24 protein-coding genes are annotated in these 25,641 nt (G+C 35.8%); 13 read left to right on the top strand and 11 right to left on the bottom strand.

Annotated elements, in window-relative coordinates; all coding sequences use genetic code 11:
• The first annotated feature begins 26 nt into the window (after nt 1-26).
• The 5 genes from CC99x_RS05730 (at nt 27) to CC99x_RS05750 (ending at nt 5,597) form a co-directional block, all read left to right on the top strand.
• Nucleotides 27-407 (top strand): Rid family detoxifying hydrolase, encoded by a 381-nt coding sequence (locus CC99x_RS05730; protein WP_057622786.1) that lies wholly within the window; start codon nt 27-29, stop codon nt 405-407.
• Between the two features lie 246 nt (nt 408-653).
• Nucleotides 654-2,036: an MFS transporter gene (locus tag CC99x_RS05735; protein ID WP_057622784.1), complete on the top strand. Its 1,383-nt coding sequence runs from the start codon at nt 654-656 to the stop codon at nt 2,034-2,036.
• 41 nt (nt 2,037-2,077) lie between these two features.
• Nucleotides 2,078-3,115, top strand: a complete 1,038-nt coding sequence (locus tag CC99x_RS05740; protein WP_057622782.1) for a hypothetical protein — start codon at nt 2,078-2,080, stop codon at nt 3,113-3,115.
• Between the two features lie 263 nt (nt 3,116-3,378).
• A complete protein-coding gene (locus tag CC99x_RS05745; RefSeq protein ID WP_057622777.1) occupies nt 3,379-4,314 on the top strand; it encodes a hypothetical protein in 936 nt (311 codons plus the stop codon).
• Nucleotides 4,315-4,532: 218 nt separating this feature from the next.
• Nucleotides 4,533-5,597: a hypothetical protein gene (locus tag CC99x_RS05750; RefSeq protein WP_057622775.1), complete on the top strand. Its 1,065-nt coding sequence runs from the start codon at nt 4,533-4,535 to the stop codon at nt 5,595-5,597.
• Nucleotides 5,598-5,706: 109 nt separating this feature from the next.
• Here CC99x_RS05750 and CC99x_RS05755 read toward each other — a convergent pair whose 3' ends face one another.
• On the bottom strand, nt 5,707-6,909 hold the full coding sequence (locus CC99x_RS05755; RefSeq protein WP_057622773.1) for a tyrosine-type recombinase/integrase: 1,203 nt from the start codon (nt 6,907-6,909) through the stop codon (nt 5,707-5,709).
• A gap of 112 nt (nt 6,910-7,021) precedes the next feature.
• On the opposite strand from CC99x_RS05755, the gene sixA reads away from it, so the two are divergent.
• Complete coding sequence (gene sixA / locus CC99x_RS05760; protein ID WP_057622771.1) at nt 7,022-7,501, top strand: phosphohistidine phosphatase SixA; 480 nt, start codon at nt 7,022-7,024, stop codon at nt 7,499-7,501.
• Here sixA and def read toward each other — a convergent pair.
• Complete coding sequence (gene def / locus CC99x_RS05765; RefSeq protein WP_077065312.1) at nt 7,498-8,040, bottom strand: peptide deformylase; 543 nt, start codon at nt 8,038-8,040, stop codon at nt 7,498-7,500. The genes sixA and def overlap by 4 nt on opposite strands.
• 14 nt (nt 8,041-8,054) lie before the next feature.
• Nucleotides 8,055-8,993, bottom strand: coding sequence for a putative glycoside hydrolase (locus CC99x_RS05770; protein WP_158003183.1), 939 nt, complete (start codon nt 8,991-8,993; stop codon nt 8,055-8,057).
• A gap of 147 nt (nt 8,994-9,140) precedes the next feature.
• On the opposite strand from CC99x_RS05770, the gene CC99x_RS05775 reads away from it, so the two are divergent.
• From CC99x_RS05775 to CC99x_RS05790, 4 genes are all read left to right on the top strand, one after another.
• Nucleotides 9,141-9,806, top strand: a complete 666-nt coding sequence (locus CC99x_RS05775; RefSeq protein WP_057622768.1) for an SNARE domain-containing protein — start codon at nt 9,141-9,143, stop codon at nt 9,804-9,806.
• A 65-nt stretch (nt 9,807-9,871) separates the two neighbouring features.
• Entirely contained in the window at nt 9,872-12,445 is a 2,574-nt protein-coding gene (locus tag CC99x_RS05780) for a RasGEF domain-containing protein (protein ID WP_057622766.1), read from the top strand.
• A gap of 48 nt (nt 12,446-12,493) precedes the next feature.
• Complete coding sequence (locus CC99x_RS05785; protein ID WP_057622763.1) at nt 12,494-13,333, top strand: class I SAM-dependent methyltransferase; 840 nt, start codon at nt 12,494-12,496, stop codon at nt 13,331-13,333.
• 97 nt (nt 13,334-13,430) lie between these two features.
• A complete protein-coding gene (locus tag CC99x_RS05790) occupies nt 13,431-14,447 on the top strand; it encodes a hypothetical protein (protein WP_057622761.1) in 1,017 nt (338 codons plus the stop codon).
• A 208-nt stretch (nt 14,448-14,655) separates the two neighbouring features.
• On the opposite strand, the gene CC99x_RS05795 is transcribed toward CC99x_RS05790, so the two are convergent.
• From CC99x_RS05795 to CC99x_RS05825, 7 genes are read right to left on the bottom strand one after another with little or no spacing between them, the layout of a single operon-like run.
• Nucleotides 14,656-15,483 (bottom strand): metal-dependent hydrolase, encoded by an 828-nt coding sequence (locus tag CC99x_RS05795; protein ID WP_057622759.1) that lies wholly within the window; start codon nt 15,481-15,483, stop codon nt 14,656-14,658.
• Entirely contained in the window at nt 15,480-16,064 is a 585-nt protein-coding gene (locus tag CC99x_RS05800) for a rhomboid family intramembrane serine protease (RefSeq protein WP_057622758.1), read from the bottom strand. The genes CC99x_RS05795 and CC99x_RS05800 overlap by 4 nt, the downstream gene beginning before the upstream one ends.
• Nucleotides 16,065-16,085: 21 nt before the next feature.
• Complete coding sequence (locus CC99x_RS05805; protein WP_083477255.1) at nt 16,086-17,486, bottom strand: MATE family efflux transporter; 1,401 nt, start codon at nt 17,484-17,486, stop codon at nt 16,086-16,088.
• A gap of 27 nt (nt 17,487-17,513) precedes the next feature.
• Nucleotides 17,514-18,242 (bottom strand): N-formylglutamate amidohydrolase, encoded by a 729-nt coding sequence (locus tag CC99x_RS05810; RefSeq protein ID WP_083477254.1) that lies wholly within the window; start codon nt 18,240-18,242, stop codon nt 17,514-17,516.
• Nucleotides 18,209-19,447 (bottom strand): carboxylate-amine ligase, encoded by a 1,239-nt coding sequence (locus CC99x_RS05815; protein WP_057622754.1) that lies wholly within the window; start codon nt 19,445-19,447, stop codon nt 18,209-18,211. Before CC99x_RS05815 ends, CC99x_RS05810 begins: the two co-directional genes overlap by 34 nt.
• Nucleotides 19,434-20,888: a RimK family ATP-grasp domain-containing protein gene (locus CC99x_RS05820; RefSeq protein ID WP_057622752.1), complete on the bottom strand. Its 1,455-nt coding sequence runs from the start codon at nt 20,886-20,888 to the stop codon at nt 19,434-19,436. Before CC99x_RS05820 ends, CC99x_RS05815 begins: the two co-directional genes overlap by 14 nt.
• Nucleotides 20,889-20,897: 9 nt before the next feature.
• Nucleotides 20,898-21,617 (bottom strand): hypothetical protein, encoded by a 720-nt coding sequence (locus tag CC99x_RS05825; protein WP_057622750.1) that lies wholly within the window; start codon nt 21,615-21,617, stop codon nt 20,898-20,900.
• A gap of 109 nt (nt 21,618-21,726) precedes the next feature.
• Between CC99x_RS05825 and CC99x_RS05830 the strand changes: the two genes are divergently transcribed.
• Together CC99x_RS05830 and CC99x_RS05835 are read left to right on the top strand one after the other, a co-directional pair.
• A complete protein-coding gene (locus CC99x_RS05830) occupies nt 21,727-21,873 on the top strand; it encodes a hypothetical protein (RefSeq protein ID WP_158003181.1) in 147 nt (48 codons plus the stop codon).
• Between the two features lie 87 nt (nt 21,874-21,960).
• Nucleotides 21,961-22,929: a methyltransferase domain-containing protein gene (locus tag CC99x_RS05835; protein WP_158003180.1), complete on the top strand. Its 969-nt coding sequence runs from the start codon at nt 21,961-21,963 to the stop codon at nt 22,927-22,929.
• Nucleotides 22,930-22,978: 49 nt separating this feature from the next.
• On the opposite strand, the gene CC99x_RS05840 is transcribed toward CC99x_RS05835, so the two are convergent.
• Nucleotides 22,979-24,199, bottom strand: coding sequence for a cation:dicarboxylate symporter family transporter (locus tag CC99x_RS05840; RefSeq protein WP_057622747.1), 1,221 nt, complete (start codon nt 24,197-24,199; stop codon nt 22,979-22,981).
• A gap of 361 nt (nt 24,200-24,560) precedes the next feature.
• Between CC99x_RS05840 and CC99x_RS05845 the strand changes: the two genes are divergently transcribed.
• A complete protein-coding gene (locus tag CC99x_RS05845; protein ID WP_057622745.1) occupies nt 24,561-25,586 on the top strand; it encodes a hypothetical protein in 1,026 nt (341 codons plus the stop codon).
• Nucleotides 25,587-25,641: the final 55 nt, after the last annotated feature.

Consider the following 25,641-nt stretch of genomic DNA (forward strand, 5'->3'; position numbering starts at 1 on the left):
CTAAGTAACATATCCTTGAGGATTCAATGAAAAAAACAGTGATTCAAAGTGAGCATGCACCTAGCCCTATTGGGTGCTATTCGCAAGCAGTTCGGATTGGAAATTTAGTGTTCTTATCAGGGCAAATTGCCTTAGATCCCAAAACAAATGAAATGGTTACAAGCTCATTTGCAGCAGAAATGCAGCAGGTCTTCTCAAATCTAGAGGCTGTTATTTTAGATGCAGGTGCAAGCTTTGCGCAGGTTGCTAAATTCACTATTTATTTAACTGATTTGTCATGCTTTCCACTGGTTAATGAATATATGCAAAAAATCTTGTCTGCGCCTTTTCCTGCACGCGTTACGGTAGGGGTAGCATCGCTGCCAAAGTCGGCTTCCATTGAAGTCGATGCAATATTAGTTATTTGAATTAATTCTGATGTTTGCTGTTTGCAACATGACATGTTGTCCATCTTGTGGTATCTTTGCCCACACTCAATGTAACCTGATTCATTTGGCTTAAAATATAGCCGAGCTTCCCTTAAACGATGAAAAGCAAAATGATGCAAATAAAACAAGCTGCGAGAAATGCTATTCTTGTTAAGAACTTAACCGCCAATACCTCATGGTTTTTTAAAAAAACCACTTTGATGTGTTAGAAATTAAGGAGATTGTGTGACCTCGTTTTTATCTTTTCTAAAACCTGCCCCTTATCAGCCTCTCATTAAAGATCAAACAGTTATCAACCAAGATTATCGTCATTGGCGGTTTAGAATTCTATATTCACTGTTTTTTGGTTATGCAATATTTTATTTCACGCGCAAAAGCTATACCTTCATTATGCCGTATTTGGCACAAGATCTTAATTTAAGCTATACACAATTAGGCTTTTTAAGCAGCATTCTATATATCACCTATGGAATTAGTAAATTCTTAAGTGGGGTTCAAGCTGACCGCTCCAATCCACGATATTTCATGGCGATTGGTCTTATGATGACGGGGGTTTTTAATATCCTATTTGCCTTTAGTTCTTCACTTTGGCTTTTTGCTTTATTTTGGGGATTGAATGGTTGGTTCCAAGCATGGGGATGGCCAGCTTGTTGTAAGCAATTGAATTATTGGTACGCTAAATCAGAACGTGGTTTGTGGTATGGCATTTGCAGTACTTCTCACAATTTAGGTGGTGCATTGATACCTATTTTAGCAGTATATCTTGCACTGCAATTTAATTGGCGTGTTGCAATGTTAGTGCCAGCAGGCATCAGCATCATCATGGGACTTATTCTTATCGAGCGATTAAGAGATGTTCCAAGAACACTTGGCTTGCCCAGTGTTGAAATTTACCGAAAAGAAAAGACAGAATGCGAATCTGATAGCTTAACGGAGCATTCATTACTGTCTGTAAAAGATATTCTTTTTAAACAAGTCTTAACCAATAAGCTTGTGTGGATTATGTCTATTTCTTACTTTTTTGTGTATGTCGTGAGAATCGCTGTGAACGATTGGATTTTCATGTACTTAACCGAAGAAAAGAGCGTAGATGCTTATTTGGCCAGTTGGGCGGTATCTGCATTTGAGATAGGTGGTTTTGTTGGGATGATTATTGCCGGATGGAGTTCTGATTACATATGGAAAGGTAATAGAGTTCCTTCAATGGTCATTTGTGCCTTGGGGATGGTTTTTTCAACACTCGGCCTTTGGTATCTACCTGCTCATTATGTGTATTTAGATCTTGTGCTTCTTGCTTTAATTGGCGCCTTTGTGTTCGGGCCACAGATGATTGTCGGCCTAGCCGCTGCAGAATTCGTTGATAAGCGTGCAGTATCTGCTTCAAACGGATTTACAGGGACGATTGGTTATTTTGGTGCAGCCTGCGCTGGTATGCCGATTGGCTTTATGATTGATGAATGGGGGTGGAATGGATTCTTTCTCACCATGTTAGCTAGCTCTTTAGTCATTTTCTTGATATTGCTACCGCTGTGGTCTGCGGGAGGGAAGTATAATATGCAATCAGCAAGACTTAATACTTCACCAGAAGTAAAACCTAAAGAAGCTTAGATTTTCGTTCTGTATAATAATAAACATTGGAGAGAAGAAGTATGAAATATTATGTAGTTGGATCTGCTATAAGTTCTGTTGATGGTGAACAGCCTACGAAAGATGCATTGTTAGCATCTCTAGAAGCCTTGAAAAAAGATGAAACAGTTTTTGCTTTTGAAAATAGAGGCCTCGCGCAAAAATATTTAGAAGATAAATTTGAAAAGACTGACAAAGAAATACGCCCTATTATTGAAATAGACGCGCCTGCAAAGCAAAAAATTCACAAAGAAAAATTAGAAGATGGCCGATTAATCACAGGTAGAGACATCGCAATTGAGAAAGTAAAGGTTCTTAATGTATTATTAAATTTAAGTAACAAAGCTTTGAATGATGTTGAAATTAACGAAGCATTATCTGATATTAAGGCACCTGTTGCTAAAGTAGAAGAACCTGCTGCTAAAACAGAAGAGCCTGTTGCTAAAGCAGAAGAAGCTGCAAAAACAGAAGAAGCAAAGCCTAGTGCAATTAGAAGCTTATTCACCAAGCTGAAAAACGCATTCTTCTCTATGTATGTACAAATTCCATTAATTGGTTTTGGTATTGCAATGCAAGGTGGCACAGCTCTTATCCTTGAAAAGCTTGCTCAGTTAGGTGTAACTACAGCATACCCATTAATATTGGAAGCAGGTCTTGCATTAGCATTAGGTGCAGCATTCTATGGAATGGGTCAAGCAATTGTTTGGGGTGTTTCTAGCGCATACAATGCAATAACCAAAAAATCTGAAAAAGCATCAGAAGAAACAGCAGCAGAGAAAGATGCTTCTGTGGATCCTGACTTAACCGCTAAATTAGCAGCTACATTAGATACAAGCAAAGAAGCAGCAAATGAAGTGGCAGTGGAAGACAATTTAGTTGATAATTCACCAAAAGTGATTCGCATGTCACCTAAATCATCTTCTGTTGAATCTTCACCCAAATCATCTAAAGACTCTTCTAGTTCTGTTAAATCTTCGGCTTATTCTTCATCTGAAGAAGCATCTGTCTCTGCTGAAGAAGAAGTGTCTACAAAGAAAGCTTCTGTACGTGCTAAAAAATAACATAGAATTTTTGCACGCTGACTTGATAGAAAAGCCCCATTTTGGGGCTTTTCTTTTTTAATAACGACCTTTCATTTTTACCACTCATTTTTAGTTTATTAACTAAGTTTGTTTTTTTTAATGCAATGCCAAAAAAAATATTGTGCAATCTAACTTCTTCTGTTAGCATGCCTAAAGTTGTTGGTTGGTGGGTTGCTAACTAACACCGGTTCCAACTTAGTTTTTCTTAATTTATCTTGTTTGGTTATTTGGAGACTTGCAGAATGAAATATTATGTAGTACTTGCTACTGAGAACACTTTTAAAGCTGATGATAAAATTGTTGCACCTTCTAAAGATGCGATTGTTGCAAACTTGCAAAAAATGGTTGCAGACAATCAGAAAACATTTGTTGCTTTTTCTGAAATTAAAGATGCACGAGCTTATGCAAATCGTAAAGATGCACAAAGATCTGAAAATGCTGGTTTTGTTGTATTAGAAATTCAAGCAAGTGGCAAAGGCTTAAAGCATGCTTCAGTTGAAATTGAATCAACAGATGAGAAGAAAGTAACCCTTAAGGGCAAAACTGTACTTTTAAGCAAATCTGAATTTGTTCAAGCGCATTTAGAACATTTAGATGCTTCTTTGAAAGATGCTGTTGCTTTAAATATTAAAGGTCGCGAAGTATTAGCACAACAGAAAGCAACACCTGTTGAGCCAACCACAACGACAACAGATTCTAAATCAACTAATTTGGTTAGAGGTCTTTTATTAGCAGGCGCATTTGTTGCTGCAACTGTTGCAGCTAATGTAAGTGGTTTAACCGCTGCTGTACTTGCCTATGCTGGCTTCAAAGCAGGTGTTGCTGCAACTCTTGCTGCAAGTGCTGCACTCGTTGCTACAGCTTCTGTTGTTACTTATGGTGCTGTATCTGCTGTTTCTAAACTTGCTAGCTATGTTTCTTCAAAATTAGCTTCTAAAGAAGAAAACAAGGCTGAAGACAAAGTTGAAGATAAAGCTGAAGACAAAGCTGAAGACAAAGCTGAAGACAAAGCTGAAGCTACTCAGAAAGATGACGTTGTTGAAGCTGCTGTTTCTGAAAAGTCTAACGTTGTTACATTCAACAAAGATGCTAAGTCAACCGCTAAGCCAGTTGCTAAACCGGCAGCTAAACCAGCTGTTGAAAGACGCACTAGCCCACGCCTTTCTGCTAAAAAATAAGTCTAATATTCAAAAATATTAACTTATTCCCCAAAATCCCTATTCCTAATAAGAATGGGGATTTTTTTAATAAATATCTCAAAAAACTAACTCCGTTGTATGGGGCAATTTGCTGTGGTAGGATGCCTTTACTTGTATAGTTTATTCTATAGCTAACTAACAAGTTTTTGTTATAAATGAATTTAAATTAAGTCTTGATGTTCCGGAGACATTTAAGTATGAAATATTATGTAGTACCTGCACATGCGCTTTCTTTCAAAGAAGACGCTAAAGTTATTGTTCCTTCTAAAGAAGCTGTCAAAGCTAATCTTTTAGAAATGTTGGCCACTCTTAACGAAGATAATGATGCGACAATTGCATTTACAAGACGTGCTGATGCTGAAAAATTTGCCAATGAATTTGATTCTAAGAGAAAAGATCATGAAGGTTTTGCAGTTATAGAAATTGCTGCGCCTAAAAAAGAATACAATAGAGACTCCATAGAAATAACTGTCGCTAATGGCAAGAAAGAAAAGCTTAAAGGCGAATTAATACCATATGCTAACATGACTTTTGTTAGAGCACATTTAGGTCATCTAGATGCATCTTTAAAACGTGAAACAGTGGCAATTAATGAAAAAGGGTCTGAGCTTATTGCGCAAGCATCTAAGCCTGTCGTTGTAGAACAACCTGCTGTTGAGCCAGCGACGAAAGATGTTGAGAAAGCAGCTGAGAAAGCGAAGGAAAAAGCGCCAACCTCTTTTAGCATTAAATCTTTTGCTATGGGCTTATTAGCAACAGCTGCATTCGGTGCTGCTGCATATGCTGCTATGATCAGTGGTGTAACACCTGCGCTCTTAGCTTATTTTGGTGTTAAAGCTGGTTTTGCTGCAACACTTGCTGCAAGCGCTGGATTAGTTGCTGCAACAAGCGCAGTTGCTTATGCTGCTGTTCGAGTTGCTACCAGTTTTGTGAAATTTGTGGCTTCTAAATTCCGTGGTTCTAAAGCTGAAGAAACAGCAACAGAGAAACCAGCAGAAGATGCTGCAAAAGATTCAAAAGAAATACCTGATTGCTGCAAAGCTAAAGTATCCGAAACAACTGCTGAAGCTAAGACTAAAACTGAAGCAACAGTAGAAGTTAAGGAAGATGCTATTGAATCTGCTATTAACTCAGCAAAAGTATTGCGTTTCACACCTAGCAGTGTTAATGAAGTGCGAGGCGCTATTAAATTTGCTACTGGCTCTGCGCAACTTGAAAATGAAGATGAAGTTAGGGGTGCTATCAAGCACAGTTTTAGATAAAATCGTTAAGATGAGTCTATAAATTTCAAGCTGCTGTGATATTGCATGGTAATTTGAAAACAAAAGAAGCCTCGTTGTGAAATACATAGCGAGGCTTTTTTTATGAATATTACTCTCGAAGTGTTAAACCTTGTGCGCTGGTATGTAAGTCGTTTTTAGCAATATGAACATATATCATCGTCGTAGAGATGTCCGCATGTCCCATAAGCGCTTTGACTTTTTCAATAGGACAGCCTGATTTAACAAGATAGGTGCCATAGGAATGTCTTAGCCAATGTGCAGAGGCTTTTCTGAGACGAGAAGCTCGATGTAAGTATTTATGACTTTCATTGATATCTTGAGCTGCCATTCGTTCGTATTTTAGTGCTGCTAATTCAAAAGCCCATTTTAAAATTTGATCAATACGTCGTCTTTGTACGGGTGTACTATGATCTAATGCAGGTATAAGGGGCGTTTTTTCTTCAAAACCAGGAAGGGGGGTAAAGCAATCAATGGCGACACGAAATTTTGATAAAATATCTAGATATTCATCAACAACAACGATGTTTCTTGGTTTTTCACCTTTACCAATTACTTTTAAATACCATTGGTTCTCAATCAGCGTAAAATTTCCCATCACATGATTGCTGAGTTCTGCTAAGCGTAAGCCTGTATAAAATAAGGTTAGAATAATGTATTTTGCTCTGAGTACATGTAGAGTTTTAGTTTTATCTGTTTCACAATAGTTGTCTAATGCTTCAAGCGTTGTATTGATCTCTTCCTTTTCGAGCCAACGTTCCATGCTTTGAGTAAAACCACGTTGCTTTCTACGTTTGTTAACAGAAAGGGGGTTGCCGTTTAAATATTGTGTTTGAACAAGGTAATTAAAAAAGCAATCCAGGATACTCATGGATTTTTTGATACTAGAAGGGGAGAGTCCATCCCCAAAAGCACGCCATTCTGTATTAATTTCCCCATTTTTTTTTGTTTTAGATCGCTTGTTACCGCACCAGATATGTTTGGGAGTAGGGTGCTCTAGAAAATTCCTATAGGCTACTAGATCATCATAACTCAGATCTGAAATAGTGACTTTTTGAATATGACTACACCACAAGATGAGTCTTTCTAATTCTTTGAGATAGCTTTGGTACGTTAATTTTGAAGACTGATAGCCAATCAGAAATGATTTAATGGCTTCTGCATCATTACCGGCCTTAATCATGTTGGCACCATCTTTAAGATTATAGCCTGGTGTCTTTGAAAGCCGTTGATTCAGTTCTCTAAAATCACTCGATTCATTACTGAGAAAGATTGGTTTAATGAAATCTTGCACAAATTATACCATTATCAATTAGGGTTAATATTTAATGCCTATATCTTAGCTTAAAAAATAAGATATCATAGTCCTCGTATATGGCGTTTAGGATAGATAAAAGAGAAAGATAATGAAAGTTATTTTAGTCCGACATGGCGAAGCCGTTGAAGGGGCAGTAGATGCATTGCGACATTTGACTGAACATGGTGAAGAGCAAATACAAACAATTGCTGATTATTTATCAAAAAATGCAATCTCATTTTCAAAATGCTATTACAGTGGGCGTGAACGTACAAAGCAAACAGCCAAGATTATTTGTGAGCAGATTTCTCCGCATACTAAGCTTGAAATATTGACCTTGCTTGAACCCAATGCTAATCCTCAAGCACTCATTAACCGATTGAGCCATTTTAATGAAGATATATTGTTGGTGGGACACTTACCACATGTTCAAGATTTTGTATCTGAGCTATTAAGTCAAAACGAAATGCGAGACCTGAATAAGATTATTTTTCACCCAGGCAGCATGCTCATCTTATCGACAGAAGATCATGTGAACTGGCATATTGAGCATTATCTCAATCCCGATGAAACAGCTTCTATGATTTAAAGATCGTTTTTGGGTATTGGATTTTTTTCGAGTCGTTTGGCTTTTTTAATTTTGTTCAGTAAACGATCTTTTTTGAGCTTTGGAACCCTGTCTAAATATGTAAATCCATTTAAATGATCAATTTCATGTTGTAAGCACTTTGCAAAATAGCCATCAGCCTGGATCTCAATGGCTTTTCCATATCTGTCTTGTGCACGAACAAGCACACGCTCTGCACGCTTTACCTTTTCATGAACATGGCGTGGAAAAACGGACATGCAACCTTCACTTTCATGTTGCTCTCCGCTGTATTCAATGATCTCTGGATTCACTAAGCAAAGAGGATTGTCTTTGTTTGCGGAATAATCAATAACAGTAATCGCCCAGGCGGGATTTAAATCTAGCTGAGTAGCGGCAAGTGCAGCACAATCTGCCGTACCATAGTGGGTTTCAAACATGTCATCAATTACTTTTTGGAGCGAAGGACCAAAATCTTCAACCCTGATCGCAATTCGTTTCAATCTTGGATCAGGGTATTGTAGTATTTTTAGCATTGCCATAATGCAGCTCAAATTTAGTTTAATGATTTATTATAATGCATTTCTTTTCTGCTTGCAGCACTATCATTTTGTTGGTTGGCTACAGAATTTTTTGTACTTCTTTCTTTTAAAGCTTGGAATAAAGCTGAATAATGATTGTTTGAGCTCCAAACATACCAGCCATCTGATGTATTGTCTTCAACTGCTTTGAGTTGTGCTCGAATATAATCAACGCGCTGTGCATGAGACATCTTATATTTGTAATTGGATGCTTCTATGTAAGGGCGCAATTTAAATGGTAGATTATGATTCATCTGTTTTTTCATTGCTTTTAATGATTTATCGATTGTTTCATAAGGTCTATCTGAATGATAGCGTGCGGGAGCATAATGTGATGGATAAACCATAGGACATACAACATCAATTGCATTTGCAAATAGTTTAATATTGTGGCCTATTCTGGGAGAGGGTTTAAAGCTTGCTTCACCAAATACATCAATTTGTAACGGGATGTTTCTTTGTGAAACTTTTTGTTTAAACCATTCTATTACATTTAAAATGTCTTCAGCATTTTCATGAGATGGCTTTCTTTTCGTGTTATATCGAATATAATCAAGCTGAATTTCATCTGCTCCGTATTTAATCGCTGCATCAACCAGTTTATATCTCTCTTCCCAATGTTTTTTTGAGCGCACTTGTTGTACATCGCCACCGTCAGGAAATACAACAATTCTTGCAACGTATTTTATCCCATTACTTTTTATGAGATTAATGTTTTTCTGATAATTTTTAGTGATTTTATTTAAATCTACGACAAAGGTATTGATGCCTGTCATTTTTGACTGTTCAATAAGCTCATTTAATAATTTAGGTTTTTCCAACGTTGAATGATTGATATAGATTCCTCGTTGAGCCGCAAACACATTGGTTTGTATGAACAAAAGCAGAAAGAAAGAAGCTGTTAAGATTTTCATAGGCATAACTCACATAAACGACCTAGTCAATTTTTCGGCACTTGAGCAAATTGGTTTAATAAAATTTGACTGGGCTGTGTATGGGGGCAGTGGTTAATTTTTAAAAGAGGTGCTATAAAGAATTAATTACTTGTCAAGGGGGTGATGATGCCCAAGAATAAAAATTTTAAAAAAAACAGGGTTTTATTTGATTCTGCTGTAATAGACACAGAAGAATTTGATCCTGAAACCAAAGAAAAAATACATACAATTGTTATAGATTCCAATCATTCTGCGCATCAAATATTGAAAATAGTGAATGAAACAAAAAAAATAGGTGAAGATACAAGGAAGCGTCTTGATCAACAGGGCGAGCAGATTGGGGTTATTGATCGTGATGTGCAAGAGCTGGATTATCAAGCTAAAAAAAATAAGCGGACAGTCAAAGGCATTAACAGCGTTTGGTGGGCGATTGTACATTTTTTTACACCCAAATGTTTAAAGCCACAAAAACCAAATTTTGATGATGCTGTTGTTGAGGAGGATGAGAAGAAAAATTTGGCAGAAATATCTGATTTTTTTACAGAAAATACTGGAACAGTTACTATTTTATTTGATGAAAGAACAAAGTCTGTAGCAGATGACACAAGTAAAGTATTGTCAGAGGCAAATACAGCTATGCATGATTTAGAATTTCTTTCTATGGGAATGAATAAGAAACTACGAAAACAAAATAAAGCTCTAGATAAGATTGCTGACAAAACAGATGATATAAATGACAATCTGAGAAAAACCAGCAAATACGCTCGTTCTTATTTAGGCGAACCAAAATAGTTATATTTTTTAATTATAATTTATACGCACTATAAATAATTTTTCGAATAAAAAGGATCTTTGCTTTGTCTAAACTCATATCACTCATTGAAAATAAAGAATATAAATCAGCAGAGCAATATATTAAAAAACAAAAATACATACGTTGGAACGATCATTTAAATCAAGATGGAAAATCGGCACTTCATTTAGTTGCAATGACAGGCCCACTTAGTTTGCTTCAATTAATGATTGCAAGAGGATGTCCTTGGGATATGATGGATAATCATGGATTTACGCCGATTCATTATGCAAGGAAGGCAAATCAAGTTGATATTTTTCTTGAGCTAAATGAAATGTATAAAATAGTAGGAATAGAATTGCCAAGCGAATTTATTTCCGATATTCAAAGCCTTTATTATCCAAAGCGTAAATTTTCTGTTCTTGATAGATTGGGCAGAAAGTCAATACCACAAGATATTTCTATTACAAATGAACCTGTCCCCGTAATATATGCAGGTAGTAGCTCAAGCAGAGACGCTTACTTAGAAAGTCCTATTTCTGATGGGACCGTTGATCAAAAAATTCCTATATTACATACACCTCGTAATTTAATAGCGCAATTAGAAGATTGTTATAATGTTCCTGATGCTTTACCACATTATGAACTTGAGTCAGAGCTTGATTGTTACAACAGATATCAAATGCTTTTCAAAAAAATGCATTCTGAATATATTAAAGCAAAGAATAATTTAGAGTTATCGCTATTTGAAGCAGGGCTTACCATTGTTGATAGATTAGAAAAACCAAATGAAAACAATAAACATGCTATAAAAAAAATCAGAAGAAAATTAAAGAATATTGATGAAATGTTTATTCCAGTTGACAGTGAAGAAAAAAAACATCCATCAGAACATAAACATCAGAAATCTAAAAGAAAAGCAAGAGTCAAAAAAGATAAACCAGCAAGTATGCTAAAAAATAATATAAGACAGTTATTTGTTTCTTCTTCCGTCAGCGATAGCGTTTTAACAAGGCTTCGACCCGAGGATATTCGCTATCTAGCGATTTCTTTTTTTCATAATTATGAGCCTATTGCTATCTTAAAAGAGATAATAAGTGCATGGTATTGGATGCCAAACAAAATGAAACCCGCTAGCATTTATTTTGTTATGCAGCTTATAAATGCCGATAATTCAATTTTACATATTGGCACAAAGCCATTTAAAGAAGTATTTGATTTGTTTTTATCTCAACTTGAAAGCGATATACCAGCTATTTCCAGATGTGGGCTTGACTTAAGAATATTTTCAAGGTTTTTACTCTCAAGAGCAATGCCTATGTGTGATGATATAGTGTTGCAGCAAGCTATGATAGATACAAAGAATCTATCAGAAATATTCCCGACAGACGTTAGTCATTATGTAGATATTGTAGAAAATATTGCAGAGGATTTATTGGGCTATCATATTTGGAACAGTTTTCAATTAGGTAGAAATTTATTGACATCAAGAGGTTGGGATCTTTTTGTTAATTCTTTTAATAAACTATCACATATGGTTGCATTTCAGCTCTTAACATCAAATTCGGACAGACATAGAGAACAGATTGCCAGATTATATTTAGATGTAGCTGATAAACTTGTCAAAAAAAATGAATTTCATTTTTCGCATGCAATTTTTTCTGCATTTAGTAAAAGCAGTATTTTCCGCTTAAAGCAGTTTGATGCGTTTTTATCTCAAGATGCAGTCTATATAAGACTTAATGAATTATTTGAAATAAGTAAAAATTTTAAAAATTACAGAGAGCGCATTAAAGAAACAGGTGGGTTACCTTATTGGGGATTATTAAGCAATGATTTTATTCACTTGGCTGAGTTGGAAGTAAATTTTAATTATTATTTATTTGAAGGAAAAACATATTCAATTGTGCATGATACACAGAATAAATTTATAGGCACACCTTTGCATTTTTATACAAATATTGTGACTAGTATTTTGCAAACAAATATTGATGAAGAGCTCTTAAATAGCCTGTCATGTGAAATTCTGCCTAGAACACTTTATTTAAATGATAATTTATTGGTTGAAGAGCTAATTAAAAACTTGCAGTGTAGAGAGAGGCATAAATTAGGTTTAGCTATTTATGATTCTGAGCTAAAATTAGCTTCAGGCTTGGCTGCGTTTGATAGTATTTATGCCTATGTTTGTCAGCAATTAGCTGATAAAATATTTAGCTATGAGTCTTGTAAAAATATTATGAGTTTAGCGGTTAACCTTATTCAAGATGATGCCTTAAAAATAAATATGCTTCCATATTTATTAGGGCTGATGGATATTAATTCGGTTCCACCAAGCCCAGTAACTTTAGATATCGGCGCCTCATCTGAAAGTTCAGCTAAGCTATTATCTAGAGAAATTAGTCAAGTAAAAAGAAGGAAAAAAGAAGAGCTGGCTTCATTATCTCATGATAGGTTTTCTCTAACTCTCGATGCGGTGTTAACACCTAGAATAATTTTTTCTAGAACAAATACCGTATATCAGGACAATGATAAATCAGATGACGTTGTCAACTCCGGAAATCTGCATTCTGCTCAAGCAATAGCTTCTGATATTAGCAATGAAATACGATTGCGTAATCTTAGAAGAGAAAAAATGTAATTATTTTTAAGCGTGAGCAGTTATAAAAAATATGGATGTGTAAAAAATATGTTAAAACAGTCAATGCTCGATTTATGTTTGCTTGCCAAAATGAGCTTTGGGCGTAGAGCCATTAATCCAGGACAATTATATGATGGTGTGCGCTATGAGAATTTTCTAAACGCACAGAAACGTTTTTTTAATTTAGGTTATTGGTCTAAAAATATTGATTATGATCAAGCATGTGAGAAACTTGCACTTAAATTGTCTGAGCATGCGCAATTGACCTCAATGCAGACCGTATTATCTGCAGGGTGTGGCTTTGGTGAAGAATGCGCCTTGTGGAAAGAGAAGTATGATTTAAATAAAATCGTAGGTATTAATTTATCAAGTGTGCAGCTTGGCGTTGCTAATACACAATTTTCAAATTTAGAGCAAAATTTTATTAAGGCAAATGTAACAAGAATGCCATTTTCTGCACACAGTTTTGACAGAGTATTAGCACTTGAATCCGCTATGCATTTTGATACAAAACTTAATTTTATGAAGGAATCTTATCGTGTTTTAAGGCCGGGTGGTGCTATAGCGATAGCAGATATTGTTTTGCATGATTCTCCGCTTAGTTTTTATTGGAAGTATGCCTTAAAGTATTTAGAAAGAGTAGGGCATTGTCCAGAGGGGAATATTGGCCCCTTAAAAAATTATGCAAGCCATTTAGAGAGTGTTGGCTTCAAAGATATTGAAATAGAAGACATTTCAAAGCGAGTCTTTACTGGACTTTTTAGTTATTTAAAGCAGAAAAACGTAAAAAAGAAATTAAATGTTTTACCCTCTGTAAAACTCATTGCTGCAATATGTGCTCATAAAGGTTTTCCTTTCAAATATATCCTTGTTCGCGCCACCAAATAACCTTCCCATATTTTTATTCAGGACAGCCACATTAAGTTGATGCACCCAAATTTTTTGCGCTAGAATTCCTTTCAGTAATAGGGATATTTTTTAAGTTATGACTTTAGCTCGCTCAGAACAAATTGATTTGAATGCCACGCCGTATTATCACGTCATGAATCGATGTGTTCGCCGCAGCTTTTTGTGTGGTTTTGATAAACTAACACAGAAAGATTATTCGCATCGTAAAGCATGGATTGTCGATCGATTAAAATATCTAGCAGATATCTTTGCTATCAAAATCTGTGCCTATGCCATCATGAGCAATCATTATCATGTGGTTTTATATGTAGAAGATAAAGTGGCTGAGAATTGGTCAGAAGCAGAAATCATCCGTCGTTGGGCAGCTATTTTCCCCAAAGATGCCGAAAAAAATAAACATTTAAAGCAAAAAATTCAACTTTGGAAAGAGCGTTTGACAAGTATCAGCTGGTTTATGCGTTGCTTAAATGAACGAATCGCATGCGATGCAAACAAAGAGGATGATACTGCAGGTCGCTTTTGGGAAGGGCGTTTTAAATCCCAAGCCTTGTTAGATGAGGGTGCATTATTAAGCGCAATGGTTTATGTTGATTTAAATCCAGTCAGAGCTGGGATTACAGAAACGCCTGAAGAATCAGAATTTACTTCCATTTATGAACGCATTCAGCATATTTTTAAGCAATTAAAGGTCAATAAGCCAACATCCATTAAACAGCTTAAGCGTGAAAAAGCCGATATATACAACAATCTTGTACAACCCAAGTTCTTAGTGCCTTTTTCAAACGTCTCAGAACATCGTTCACATGTCATTGATTTTAAACTTGTCGATTATTTAGAACTTGTTGATTACACAGGACGAATGATTCGTGATGATAAAGAAGCAGGTTCTATTCCAGAATACCTAGCACCTATTCTAAGCAGACTACAATTTGAACCTAAAAATTGGATATCTTTAGTTAAAAATTTAGGCAAAAGCTTTGCTCATGCAGTGGGATGTGAGATTTTACTGCTTAATTTTGCTAAAGAAAGTCGAAAAGGCTTAAAAGGCATTACTCAGGCAAAGAAATTATATTCAAATACACACGTCGCTTAATTCAATATCTCATCGGTTAATCATTTCTTAAATTATTCATAGCCAGCATTATCAATTTTTATACTTTTATTGTATAAAAAATTTAATTGTGACTGTATTGTACATTCTTTGTAGCTGATCTGTATTTCTTTCTCAAAGTTTATGGCTGTCCTATAAAATACTCTATAAAATATATGGATGCTAAATGAGAGATGGAAAAAGAGGGGGGTTAGCTTTTGGCAGTGGGAGATTTGTTTATAATTTCAGAGGCTTTTAGCCATTTATCAATCAAGTGGTCGTTATGAACTTGCCAGGGATGGAAATTTGGTTTAAGAAAACGAATATAGGGAATAAAGCATTTTCTCATGATGCCAGGGTTGCCCCAGAAATAATTAATGCTTTTGAAATAAAAAGAAGGAGATAACAAAAGTTTATCTTTATAGGCCATTTGTAAATAAGGTCTTAACATTCCACTAATGTAGAATAATGTTGCGAGCACAAATCCGTACGCCCTTACAAAATAGCCACATTTTGCCTCTTTCAACAAGTCAAAAGTAACCGCTTTATGCTCAATTTCTTCAATAAAATGCCATCTCCAAAATTCAGCTAGTGTGGGATCAATGCCTTCAAACAGCTCAGGAGAAGAAAGAAAAAGATCGGAAATAACAGAGGTAAAATGTTCGCCTGCCGCTGTCATTGCAAGCCGTACTTTTTTCCCACTCACAATGGTCAAAATAAGCAGGATGAAAAATTTGTAGCGCGTGACTTTTAGCTTAGGATAATGAGGTAATACAATTTTATTTAAAAATTTAAAATGCTCTCTTGTATGGTAACTTTCCTGCTGAATAAATGCTTTGACATCGCTTTGTAGTTGCGGGTCTTTGATCTTTGTTCGATATGCCTTAACACAATTAATGATAAATTTTTCTGTATATGGAATGTAGGCTGCAAGTACATTTGCGTGATAAGTTTTGACAATATCATTATCAAACCAGTACTTAGGATAACTGTCTTTATAATGAAAATGTATTGAGCGTGGCGTAATTTTTTTTATCATAAATTAAGATATTGGCATATAAAAATAGTAGCGATACCAGAGAGAAATCCAAATAAATGTCCTTCCCATGAGGTTTTTTCTTCACTGGGGAAAAGACTTGTTATGATACCGCCAAAGTAATATAAAGCAATAGCACCACAAAATAATGCTGTAATGGTGGGACGTTGAACAGCTTCACCCATCAGATATCCAAAATAACCTGCAATCAATCCACTGGCACCCACGTGATTGCCACGTCGACCAAATAACCATACAAATAGACCCGCAAGGATTGTAATAATGCCGGTTGCCCAATAGAACCGTGTTTCGTCTAAAGACATGGCAAACAGACCAAGAAAGAATAATGGGATTGTATTAAAGAATAAATGGTTATAATTACTATGCAGAATAGGCGCGAAGACAATACCAAACAAACCGCGAGGACGCCTTGGTACAATGCCTAAAACATTGAAAGGTTTGCCTAATCTAAAGTTAATAATGCTAAAGACCCATAAGCCTGCAATGATCCATAGCATTTTAGGTAAGTGAACTTTTGAAACTTCCATGAATTGATTAAGTTGCAAACCTAATTCTTCGATCATGTTTAATCCTTTACAAAACAATTAATGAACGATGCTTTTTGAGGGATGAATAATATTCTGTTTTAGCTTCGATCGTAATCGCCAGGCAAAACAAAGCATATTAACAAAGCCATATATTACAATCATTGCCCAAGCCTTATCTGGCGTATTGTGCTTAACAACAATAAACCAGTAAGTGGGCAGCAAGGCAAAAAACCAAGCATTAAAAGCATTTGTGCATAGAATAAAAACCGTGTCTTTATGGGCAGTTAAGAATCCAGCACATATCCATACAATTCCATCAAAAATAAAATACAAAAATATCCAATAGGCAGCTACCTTAGCATAGGTAAATACCATTTGGATCATATAAGGATCTTTCTCTGCTGTCAGAAAATCATTGAGAAACCATTCTGGATGGAGCGCAAGTGGTGTAACAATTAATAAAGCAATAATCAAGTGTAATGAAAAAGCAGATCGGAATACGCGTTTAATAGGGGCATAATGCTTTGCGCCTATTAAATTTGATGCAATGGCAATGATTGCTTTTTGTAAGCCTTCTGTTGTAAAAGCAACAAGACCAAAGATACTTTGCCCAATCGTAGCAACGGTAATATGATAAACACTTGCCATTGATAGGAGATGGAGCTGAATACTCCAGGCTGCAAATTCAATCATATGGCCCAATGCATTGGGAAAGCCAATTTTAAAACATTGCCAAAAATAGTAGAAATCGAATTTGATAATGTGCGTACTAAATTGTGAGCGATTATTTTTATTTAAAAAGGCAAAAAATAACACACAACATTGAAAAATTTGTGAAATAATGGTTGCAATTGCTGCGCCTTTGGTTCCCATAGGCTCAAGCCATGATGAAACACCAAAGATAAGTATGATATCAGCAATTATATTAATAATATTGCCGAGTATAACAACATAGGTTATAAGTTTTACTTTACCTTGTCCTATGAAAAAAGCACAAAGCGCAGCATTCATACCCACAAGTGCGGAAAAGCTCAGTAAGATTTTAAAATAGGGGGCACCTTCTGTATGAAAGCGCTCAGGAATGAAGGCTTCTGGGATTAGTTGAGCGATTGGAATGAGAATAAGGCTACAGGCCAGAGAAAACCAAATCATTTGCCAGACAGGGGCGGCCACTTTATTGTATTCTTTTGCTCCATAATGTTGTCCAACATAAACTTCAGCAATACTTGCTACACCAATTACCAATATTTGAAAAACAAGTACAGACATACCTGCTGTGACCGCAGCATTCATTGCTGAAATTGAGTAATGTGCCAATATAAAGCGATCAAAAAACATCATTAAGGCGCCAGATAAGGCGCTCAGCATTAAGGGGACGGAAAGAGCAGTCATTTCCCTTAAGCTACCGATAGGGTATTTGGTAAGTGGGCTAAACATTATTTGTTGCTTTGATGTCATGGTGCTTCCAAAATAATTGGCTTGCGATTATTTATGAATGGTTTTTTCTAGGGCATGCACAATATTTTGAATAAAAGCGCGTTGCGTTTTTTTATCTAACATTAATTTTTGATTTAATTCTAGTTCAAGACCAATATAGGATTTTGATGAGTAAATTTTTCTTAATGCTGTTGCCAAGCCATCACTGCTTCCTAAATAAGGATAATTCATTCTTACTCTTAAACTTGCATTCTCACATTTTATATGGTGTTTGAGATTAAAACAAAAATCACGTTCATAAGATCTTTTAGGATCATACAATAAACCAACTTCGGCATTTCTAACTTCATGATTCATTTTAGGCGTAAAGCTGTGCACAGAAATATGAATAATACGATCATGTTTAGAAAGCAGTTTTTTTATTTTTTGATGGATTGCTTCTCTATAGGGTACATATATATCGTGAATGATCTTATGACGTTCATCTCTGTCTAATGTTTGGGTGATTTCAGAAAATAAAGAGCGATGATGCAGTGAACGATTCAGTTCAATCAGAAGACGACTCCACCTTGCGTATTGAGATTGGCAAGGTATAGCTTTTATAATTTCTTGATAGCATTGATATGCGCCAATGTCCCAGCCTCTATGTGTTTCTAATAGCTTTGCATGAGGTGCAAACAGCGATTTATATTTGCTAGGAATTTTATTGCTTGCATGTTCACAGGTAATTAAATAGCCAATTTTCATATTTTTAATAATTGATTTTCTTGTAAACACTGACAAAGTTTATTGTACAGCGAATATAGATCTTGAGATTTAAATACTTTGGGTAAACTTTTGAGCATGCGTTCAGCCAGATTGCCGTTGGCTAATATATATTCTAAAGTTGCATGAAAAGGAGTAGGGATATATATTGCACTTTTGATCAATAAATCTTCCCATAAATGTCTTGCTGTTGCATATTTATTTTTAGCTAAGTCAAACTGTTCTATCCATGTTTTTTGATTAATCTCGCTGGTCATCCCTTCTTGAATAGTTTGAAAAAATATCTGTTTTAATAATTGATTATCCAGGGGATTTTGCAAATAAGCATCTGTGTTTGTGATGATATATTTTAAAATACCCGCAATGGCAGAAGCACAGGCAAAATCAGCAAGTGCACATTCTTGAGAATCTACAACACGTATTTCAATGGCATCTCTATCAAAACGTGTGATTGCACCTCTAGAATTAAGCCACTCTTCTTGCAAGATTTTATCGGGATCATAAGGCGCAATGGCATCAAACATTGGGTTTAGAATCGTTTCATAATAATCAGAGAATCCCTCAATATATTCAGGAATCACGTTGCCAGTAATTTCCGGTATCTTTTTTTGATTATTGGCATAGTAGGTTAATCGAGTTGATAGACTCCCTGTTGCTTTACCTTCGCAAATAGGTGTGCTGGCAAATAAAGAAGGTGTAAGTGGTAGGAGCAATCGAATAGCATTGTGTAGTTTTATAAACTCATTCTCATTTGCAAAGGGAAGATTAATGTGTACGCTTTGTAAGTTTGACCAACCATGACCACGACAATCAAATATTTTGTGATACATTTCATAAATGCTTTTATCACCATGAGGCCACAATTTTACACCATGAGCAGGATTCATCCATGGGTGCATGCCGGTAGGCATTAATTTACAATTCTTTTCAGCTAAAAGCTGTGTTAAATAATTAAGTTCATTTTGAAAGTCTAACTGAGCTTGCCATGGATTGTCAGTAGGGCCGTTTGTTTTTAGCTCAATAACATGTAAGGCCAATTCATTGTTTAGCGCAACATGATTGCGCTGAATCTCATTGGTTATTTCGCCTGCAATTTTTTCAAATACGGTGTCTACAATGGGTTGAATATCCAATGTAGTTTGATTGACCACCATATATTCAATTTCAATGCCAAGAACAGAAAAGAGAGAATGTTTTAATTTTCTAGGTATATCCATGTGCATGATGTATTCTTTTTAGAAAGTAGTTCATTATTTTAAAGTATAACTCATCTCCCAATAATGTGTCTTCTACACCATGATCGATATTGGGGTTATCGTTGATTTCAATTACATAAACAGAGTTATCTGCTTGTTTAATATCAACGCCATACAAGCCGTCACCAATGAGTTTTGTCGATTTTAAAGCAACCTCTATTACTTTTTTGGGAACCTCATAAATAGGAACCGCATCAAAGTTGCCTTCTGGATCTTCATTTTGCCAGTTATATATTTGCCAGTGATTATCGGCCATATAATAACGACATGCAAATATTGCTTCGTTATTCAGGATGCCAATGCGCCAATCAAATTGAGTTGGAATAAAGGTTTGGGCAATAATGAGATCGGAATCTTTAAAAAATTTTGCCAAGGTTGTCTTTAACTCTAGATGATCGTTTACTTTTACAACACCTTGAGAAAATGCGCTATCCGGCAATTTTAAAACACAAGGCATAGGAATTTCAAATAACAGATCTTTCCAATTGTATTTGCTTAAAATATAAGTAGGGGGGCAAGGGATATTATGTTTTGTTAAAAGTTCAGACAAATATACTTTGTTAGCGCATTTTAAGATCGATTCTGGATGATCCAATACCACTAAGCCATCGCTAGAGGCACGTCTTGAGAAGCGATAGGTATGATGGTTAACAGAGGTTGTTTCCCGTATAAATAAAGCATCATACTCTCCTAAGGTCTTATATTCATCTTTTTCTATTAATTCAACATTTATACCTAATTTATCACCGGCTTCTATAAATTTATCAAGCGCAACTTTATCTGATGGAGGGGTCTTCTCATTAGGATCATATAGAATAGCTAAATCAAATTTATATTTTTTGTTTTTATATTGAGTGAATCTTTTCTTATTAAAATAATCTTTCAGTGCTTCATTGAGAAAAGCGGTATGAGATTCTGGAACATCACTGATAGAAATAGCGGTGCATTTTTTTATTTGCCAAAATTTTTTGAATTTGAATGTGACACGAAAGAGTGGAACTGGAAATAATCCATACAGTTTATAACAAAGCTGGTCATATTTTTTGGCCATATTTTTGCCAAAATAGACACTTAATGTAAATTCATCTGATTTAATTGGTTTGAGTTCTTTATCAAGCTCTTCTTGAATGGTTTCACCGGCAAGCGCAGTAATGGAAGGGCTTTTTAGGTCTTGGATAGAGAGAACAGAGGGGATTATCTTATGACCTCTGGCTTCTGCAAGCAAAGAAACATAGTATCCAATAGATTGATATTCATAGTTTTTACAAAGATTGATGACGCGCATCATTTTGCCATTTGTGAATTTTAAATTTGATAAGTACTCTGTTGCTGGTACAACAGTTGTGTACTGAGATGCAAACTCCCATTTTCGTTCTTGATCTGTTACCAAGATGGTCTGCATTCCAAACTCCTAAGGTTTTTCTTTCGGCTCTATCACAAGTAAATTCGCATCATGCGTTAACACACCGAGCATGATGGAATTAATTAATCTACTGACATTTACTTTGTAATAGTTATTATGAGAGAGGGGATTTTCGCGGTGCGGATCTGCCACAACGATATGTCTTCTTTTTTCATCATAACCACACAAGATAACGAAGTGCCCACAAGGCCCGCCTTTTAAATCATCGTAAACAGCCATGCCTGTTGAGCTTTCAATTTCGCGAGCGCTTTGATACAGATAAGTTGCACTTAATCCGGTGAGTATCGGTATTCTGTTATCAAAATAGTGTTTTAGCAAACCGACGGTTAAATCTCTAAAGTGAAGTTCTCCCCCTAAGTTAAGAAATTCTTGGTATGCAAGTGAGGATTCAATCACGCGTGTAGAAGATTTATAGAGCAATTGATCGTTCAATTTTTTCGAGAGACGCTCGGATGATAGCTTTCTTGGGTGAAACCAAGAAGGATCAAAGACATCTAGATTGAAGGCATAGATGTTGGCTTGATAGCCCCGTTGTAGCGCATGCTTGCCAAGCATTGGCGCAAGCGTTCCACCACTGTGTGAACGTTCAACCTCACTGATAACAGTCTGTAGGGTGATGGGGTCATTATAAAAAGAATAAATACCATGCAAGCTAGTTGGCCCACATGTCTCATCGTCCGGTTGAGTTTGTATGTCTATATCAATCATTGATTTTGTGGTTCAGCGCATAGGTTCGTAGCGTTTATTAATTAGCGTAACATAAGTCAATAAGGCGATCTATAATTCATATAAGACCATAATTATATTGTGTACCACAATGAGAATGATTAAGAAATGGTTAAATAACCACCCTGAATTAAAACGCTCCTTAGAAGGCCTTTTTAAGCTGTCCGGCTTGATTATTTTATTGGTTGTGGTGTGTTATTTAATCCAAAAAGCAGCCGGAACCTTAAATATCTTATAAAAGATTGCTTTTTATCTAAATAGCCAGTTATATTCTCTTGCTTGTATTAAATAAATATTGCTAACTATGTTGTTGAAAAGAATTATTGTGCTGTTTTCAGTTTTTGGTCTTTTGTTTTTTAACTTTCCAGCGTTCTCTTTAGATAAAAAGTCTATGTACGCTTATAGCAACCCTGTATCTTATGGGGACAGCGGTGTATTGGCTTATTGCCATTCTAAGCATGGGCCGGATGGCAAGATACTTCTCGACCCTTATCTTGAACCCTTTTTTGAGAATATGCGCGATCTCACTGTTCTTGATGCGGGATGTGGTGCGGGTCCATGGTCTTTAAGAGCGGCTCAAAAAGGCGCTTTTGTACATGGGGTTGATATACAGCCTCAAATGATTGAGCGTGCCAAGCAATTATTAGTTGAGCATGGGCTGGAGCAAAAAGCTTTTTTTGAATTGGGCGATATTTTAGAATTACATTTTCCTGAACATTATTTTGATAAAGTAATGAGCATTAATGTGATTTGTAATTTGCCATTACCCAGAAAAGGATTATCTAAGCAGAATGCTTTACTAACGCATTTCAATGAACTTCATCGTGTCTTAAAAAAGAATGGGCAAGTCATGGTGAGTGGGCCAGCATCATTAGGTGTTGTGCTTACAAATGGTAAAAAGTCTAGAGAAGCCATCATCAACGATATTAAACAATCGGTCATTCATGTAAATGTGCAAAATGATCGCGGTATTATTCATCATATTAATCAAATAAAAAATGTACAACGCGCCACCTTTGTTGTAAGAAATGAAAAATTAATTTTGATAGAGAATGAGAAAGATTTGATGGTAGGAGAGAAAATTTGGCGTAAAATTCCTGGTTTAGTGGTGCCTAATTTTTATTATCCAGAAGAATATTGTGTGAAAAATCTTGAATTGGCTGGCTTTAAAATTCTTAAAATAGAGCGGCCCACTTTAAGCAATACAAAATATGATCCCGCAATGGCAAGTGATTTGGGTGAAGAATATAAGAATACTCATCCTTTTGTGATTATTAATGCATATAAGGCATAACGCATATGCCGTTACGAAGAACGTAACGGCAGCATTTTTTTCTTAAGTTTTAGGCTAAGCGTGCCAGTCGTTGCTTAGCCTTAAATTTTTCATTTATCTTCCTTGATTCTTTTAAATAATGAAACTTATCCAGTACAAGCATGAGCATGCCATTGCCTAAAACATTTACGCAAGTAATGATAGGATCCAGCAGCACATAGAGCGCAGTAATAAATGCACACATTTCTGCGTTAAAGCCTAAGTATTGCATTAAGATAGGTAGCATGACTAATATTCCGCCGCCAGGCACCGCCGCAACAGAGAATTTTGATAATACAAAGAAACAGCTGAAGATAAAATAATGATAGAGATCAGGTAATGGATGTCCATAAGTAATCAGTAGTGCCATTGCTAAGAAAGGTATACCAATACTGTCACCAACCAAATGAATATTAGTGCTAATGGGCAATATGCCGCCTACCCATTTTGAATCCTGGGTATTCTTCTGTGCTGCCTGTAGGTTGAGGGGAAGTGCTGCTAGGCTAGACATAGCACTAAAACCCACCCAAGCGGCAGGTAATACGTTTTTAATATGTATATAAGTTTTTTTTAATCTCAAACCAGAAGTGAGATAATAAGTAAAAAACAAATAAAGTAAATAAATACCCATCATCATGAGCGCCAACTTTGCATAAGTATAAAATATAGTGCTTAAGACACCATCTTGATGCATTTTAATAAAATAGCCACTGATAAAAATAGGCAGCAAAGGCATTAAGATTCTATTGAGTATTAAATGAATACCAGATTTGCTCAAATTATCTAATTGTGCACCGAGCATGGATGGTTTGATGCTTAAGAGCATTCCAAGTAATAATCCAGTCATGAGTGCCCACTCGTTTGCTAACCATTTTGGCAGGACAAGACTAAAGGCAGGTAGGAGTAAAGTTGTTTGTTCTGCATATGCTTGTTGCAGCGCTGGGGTAGATACAATATGGCTGACACCATAGCCTATCCAAGCTGAAAGAGCATTGGATAGACAAATAGTTACAACCCCCACACAAATCATCAAAATCCCACCGCGCTTTAAGTGGTACATGCACTGAAAGGCACAGCCCATAATAAGCAAGGGCATCATAAACATAATGATTTCTTTAATTAGGATGCTGATAGCTAATAAGTTGGAAAGTGCATGTGGTGTTAAACAATAAGATAATCCCAAGCTCAAAATCAGAGAAATAATCAGGCATACGAAAAAATGCTTATGAAAAAGAGAAAATAAATTGCGCATAACATAACTTCCTTCAGGCTGAAGTGAATTGCAAAATTGTTCAATGAAGACAGAAATAAATAGGAATTTTAGAAATAGAGTATGTGTCGCCCTAAGGCGTCGTATAGCCTGTAGTTGCCATCAAAGCAGATGCGTCTAGAAAGAGGGTGTGGGTTAGGGATAATGCGTTCATTCAGTTACGTTAACACAGCAATAATCAGACAACAAGCCTTAAACAGGATATGAAGCTAAGAGGCAGTTTATAAGTGATGAGTATATTCATGGGGATTTTTTCTTAGTGATTTTGTTGGGCTTGCTTGATGAAGTTATGTTGCTTTGGTATAGTTACCATCCTGACAAATTTAAGTTGGTATTCTAAAACATGATTTCAAGTGTAATGTCTCCCCAAAATGATACGGTAGTTGATGATATTGTTTGGTATGAACAGGCGGAATTACACCAAAATTTTTTAGAGATAGCAAAAAAACAAAGTTTTAGTGAACGCATGAAAGATTTTAAAAAGCTTTTTACTGAGGTAGATGCCTGCTATAAATTGTGGGTGACGCTTAAATCTAAAACAAGAGGTGAGCGAGAGCTTTTGCTTGCGATGGTTGATACAGATGAGTATTTTTCAAATGCTTTACCAGAAGATTTTGCTCTTCCAGGCACTGCTCAACCGATTAAGAAATATCATGTAATTTGTGGTTATGAAACGGAAGATATGGATAAGAAATTATTTCAATTACGTATTTCGCAAGATGGATTAATTGGTGAAATTGTTTGGATTGAAAAAGGATCCTTGCTTACAGGAAGTGACTTAATGTGTGGTTTTAGTCTTATGAATGATGCCTTGAAAATCAATGCAACTTTCCTAAAAGATGACGCCAAAGATAATGAAGGTATTTCTTTGCGTGTGATGCGACCCATTGCGCGAGATGATGCTCAAACATGGTATCAATTATACGGTTTTGAAGCGCATACCTGTCGAAATCAACCACAGGAGGAGCCTGAGTTTGTCTACAATCAATCAAGATCAAAGTTTAAAACAGCGGTTCAAGTGATTAAGAAATATACTTTAGAAAATGCTTTAAACAAATTTCCAGCCAATACAAAAAATATGTTATTAGAACTTATGCAGCGCTATATACCCTCTAAAAAGAAAAAGCCAGCCTGTACAGCACCCAAAACCGTGGGTGGATTATGCGAACGTGTGTTTGATGTGCAAACAAAAATTGCAAAGACTGAAAAGCAATCAAATAAGCAAGTACAAGCAAAGAAGGATTGCGCTTTTTTATATAAGCTGTTTCTTAAACGAAGTGATAAACCAAGTAAGCAAGTTTTAGATGCAAGTTATCATAGGAGCGTTAATACCCTTCATGATACAAGCCTTTTTGTGATGAAAATGTAATTATTAAGAATGCAAAACAACTTTTTTCTGATGAATCTTTAGATTTTGACGCCAG

The organism is Candidatus Berkiella cookevillensis, from assembly GCF_001431315.2.
In the GTDB taxonomy this organism is placed as follows: Bacteria; Pseudomonadota; Gammaproteobacteria; order Berkiellales; family Berkiellaceae; genus Berkiella_A; species Berkiella_A cookevillensis.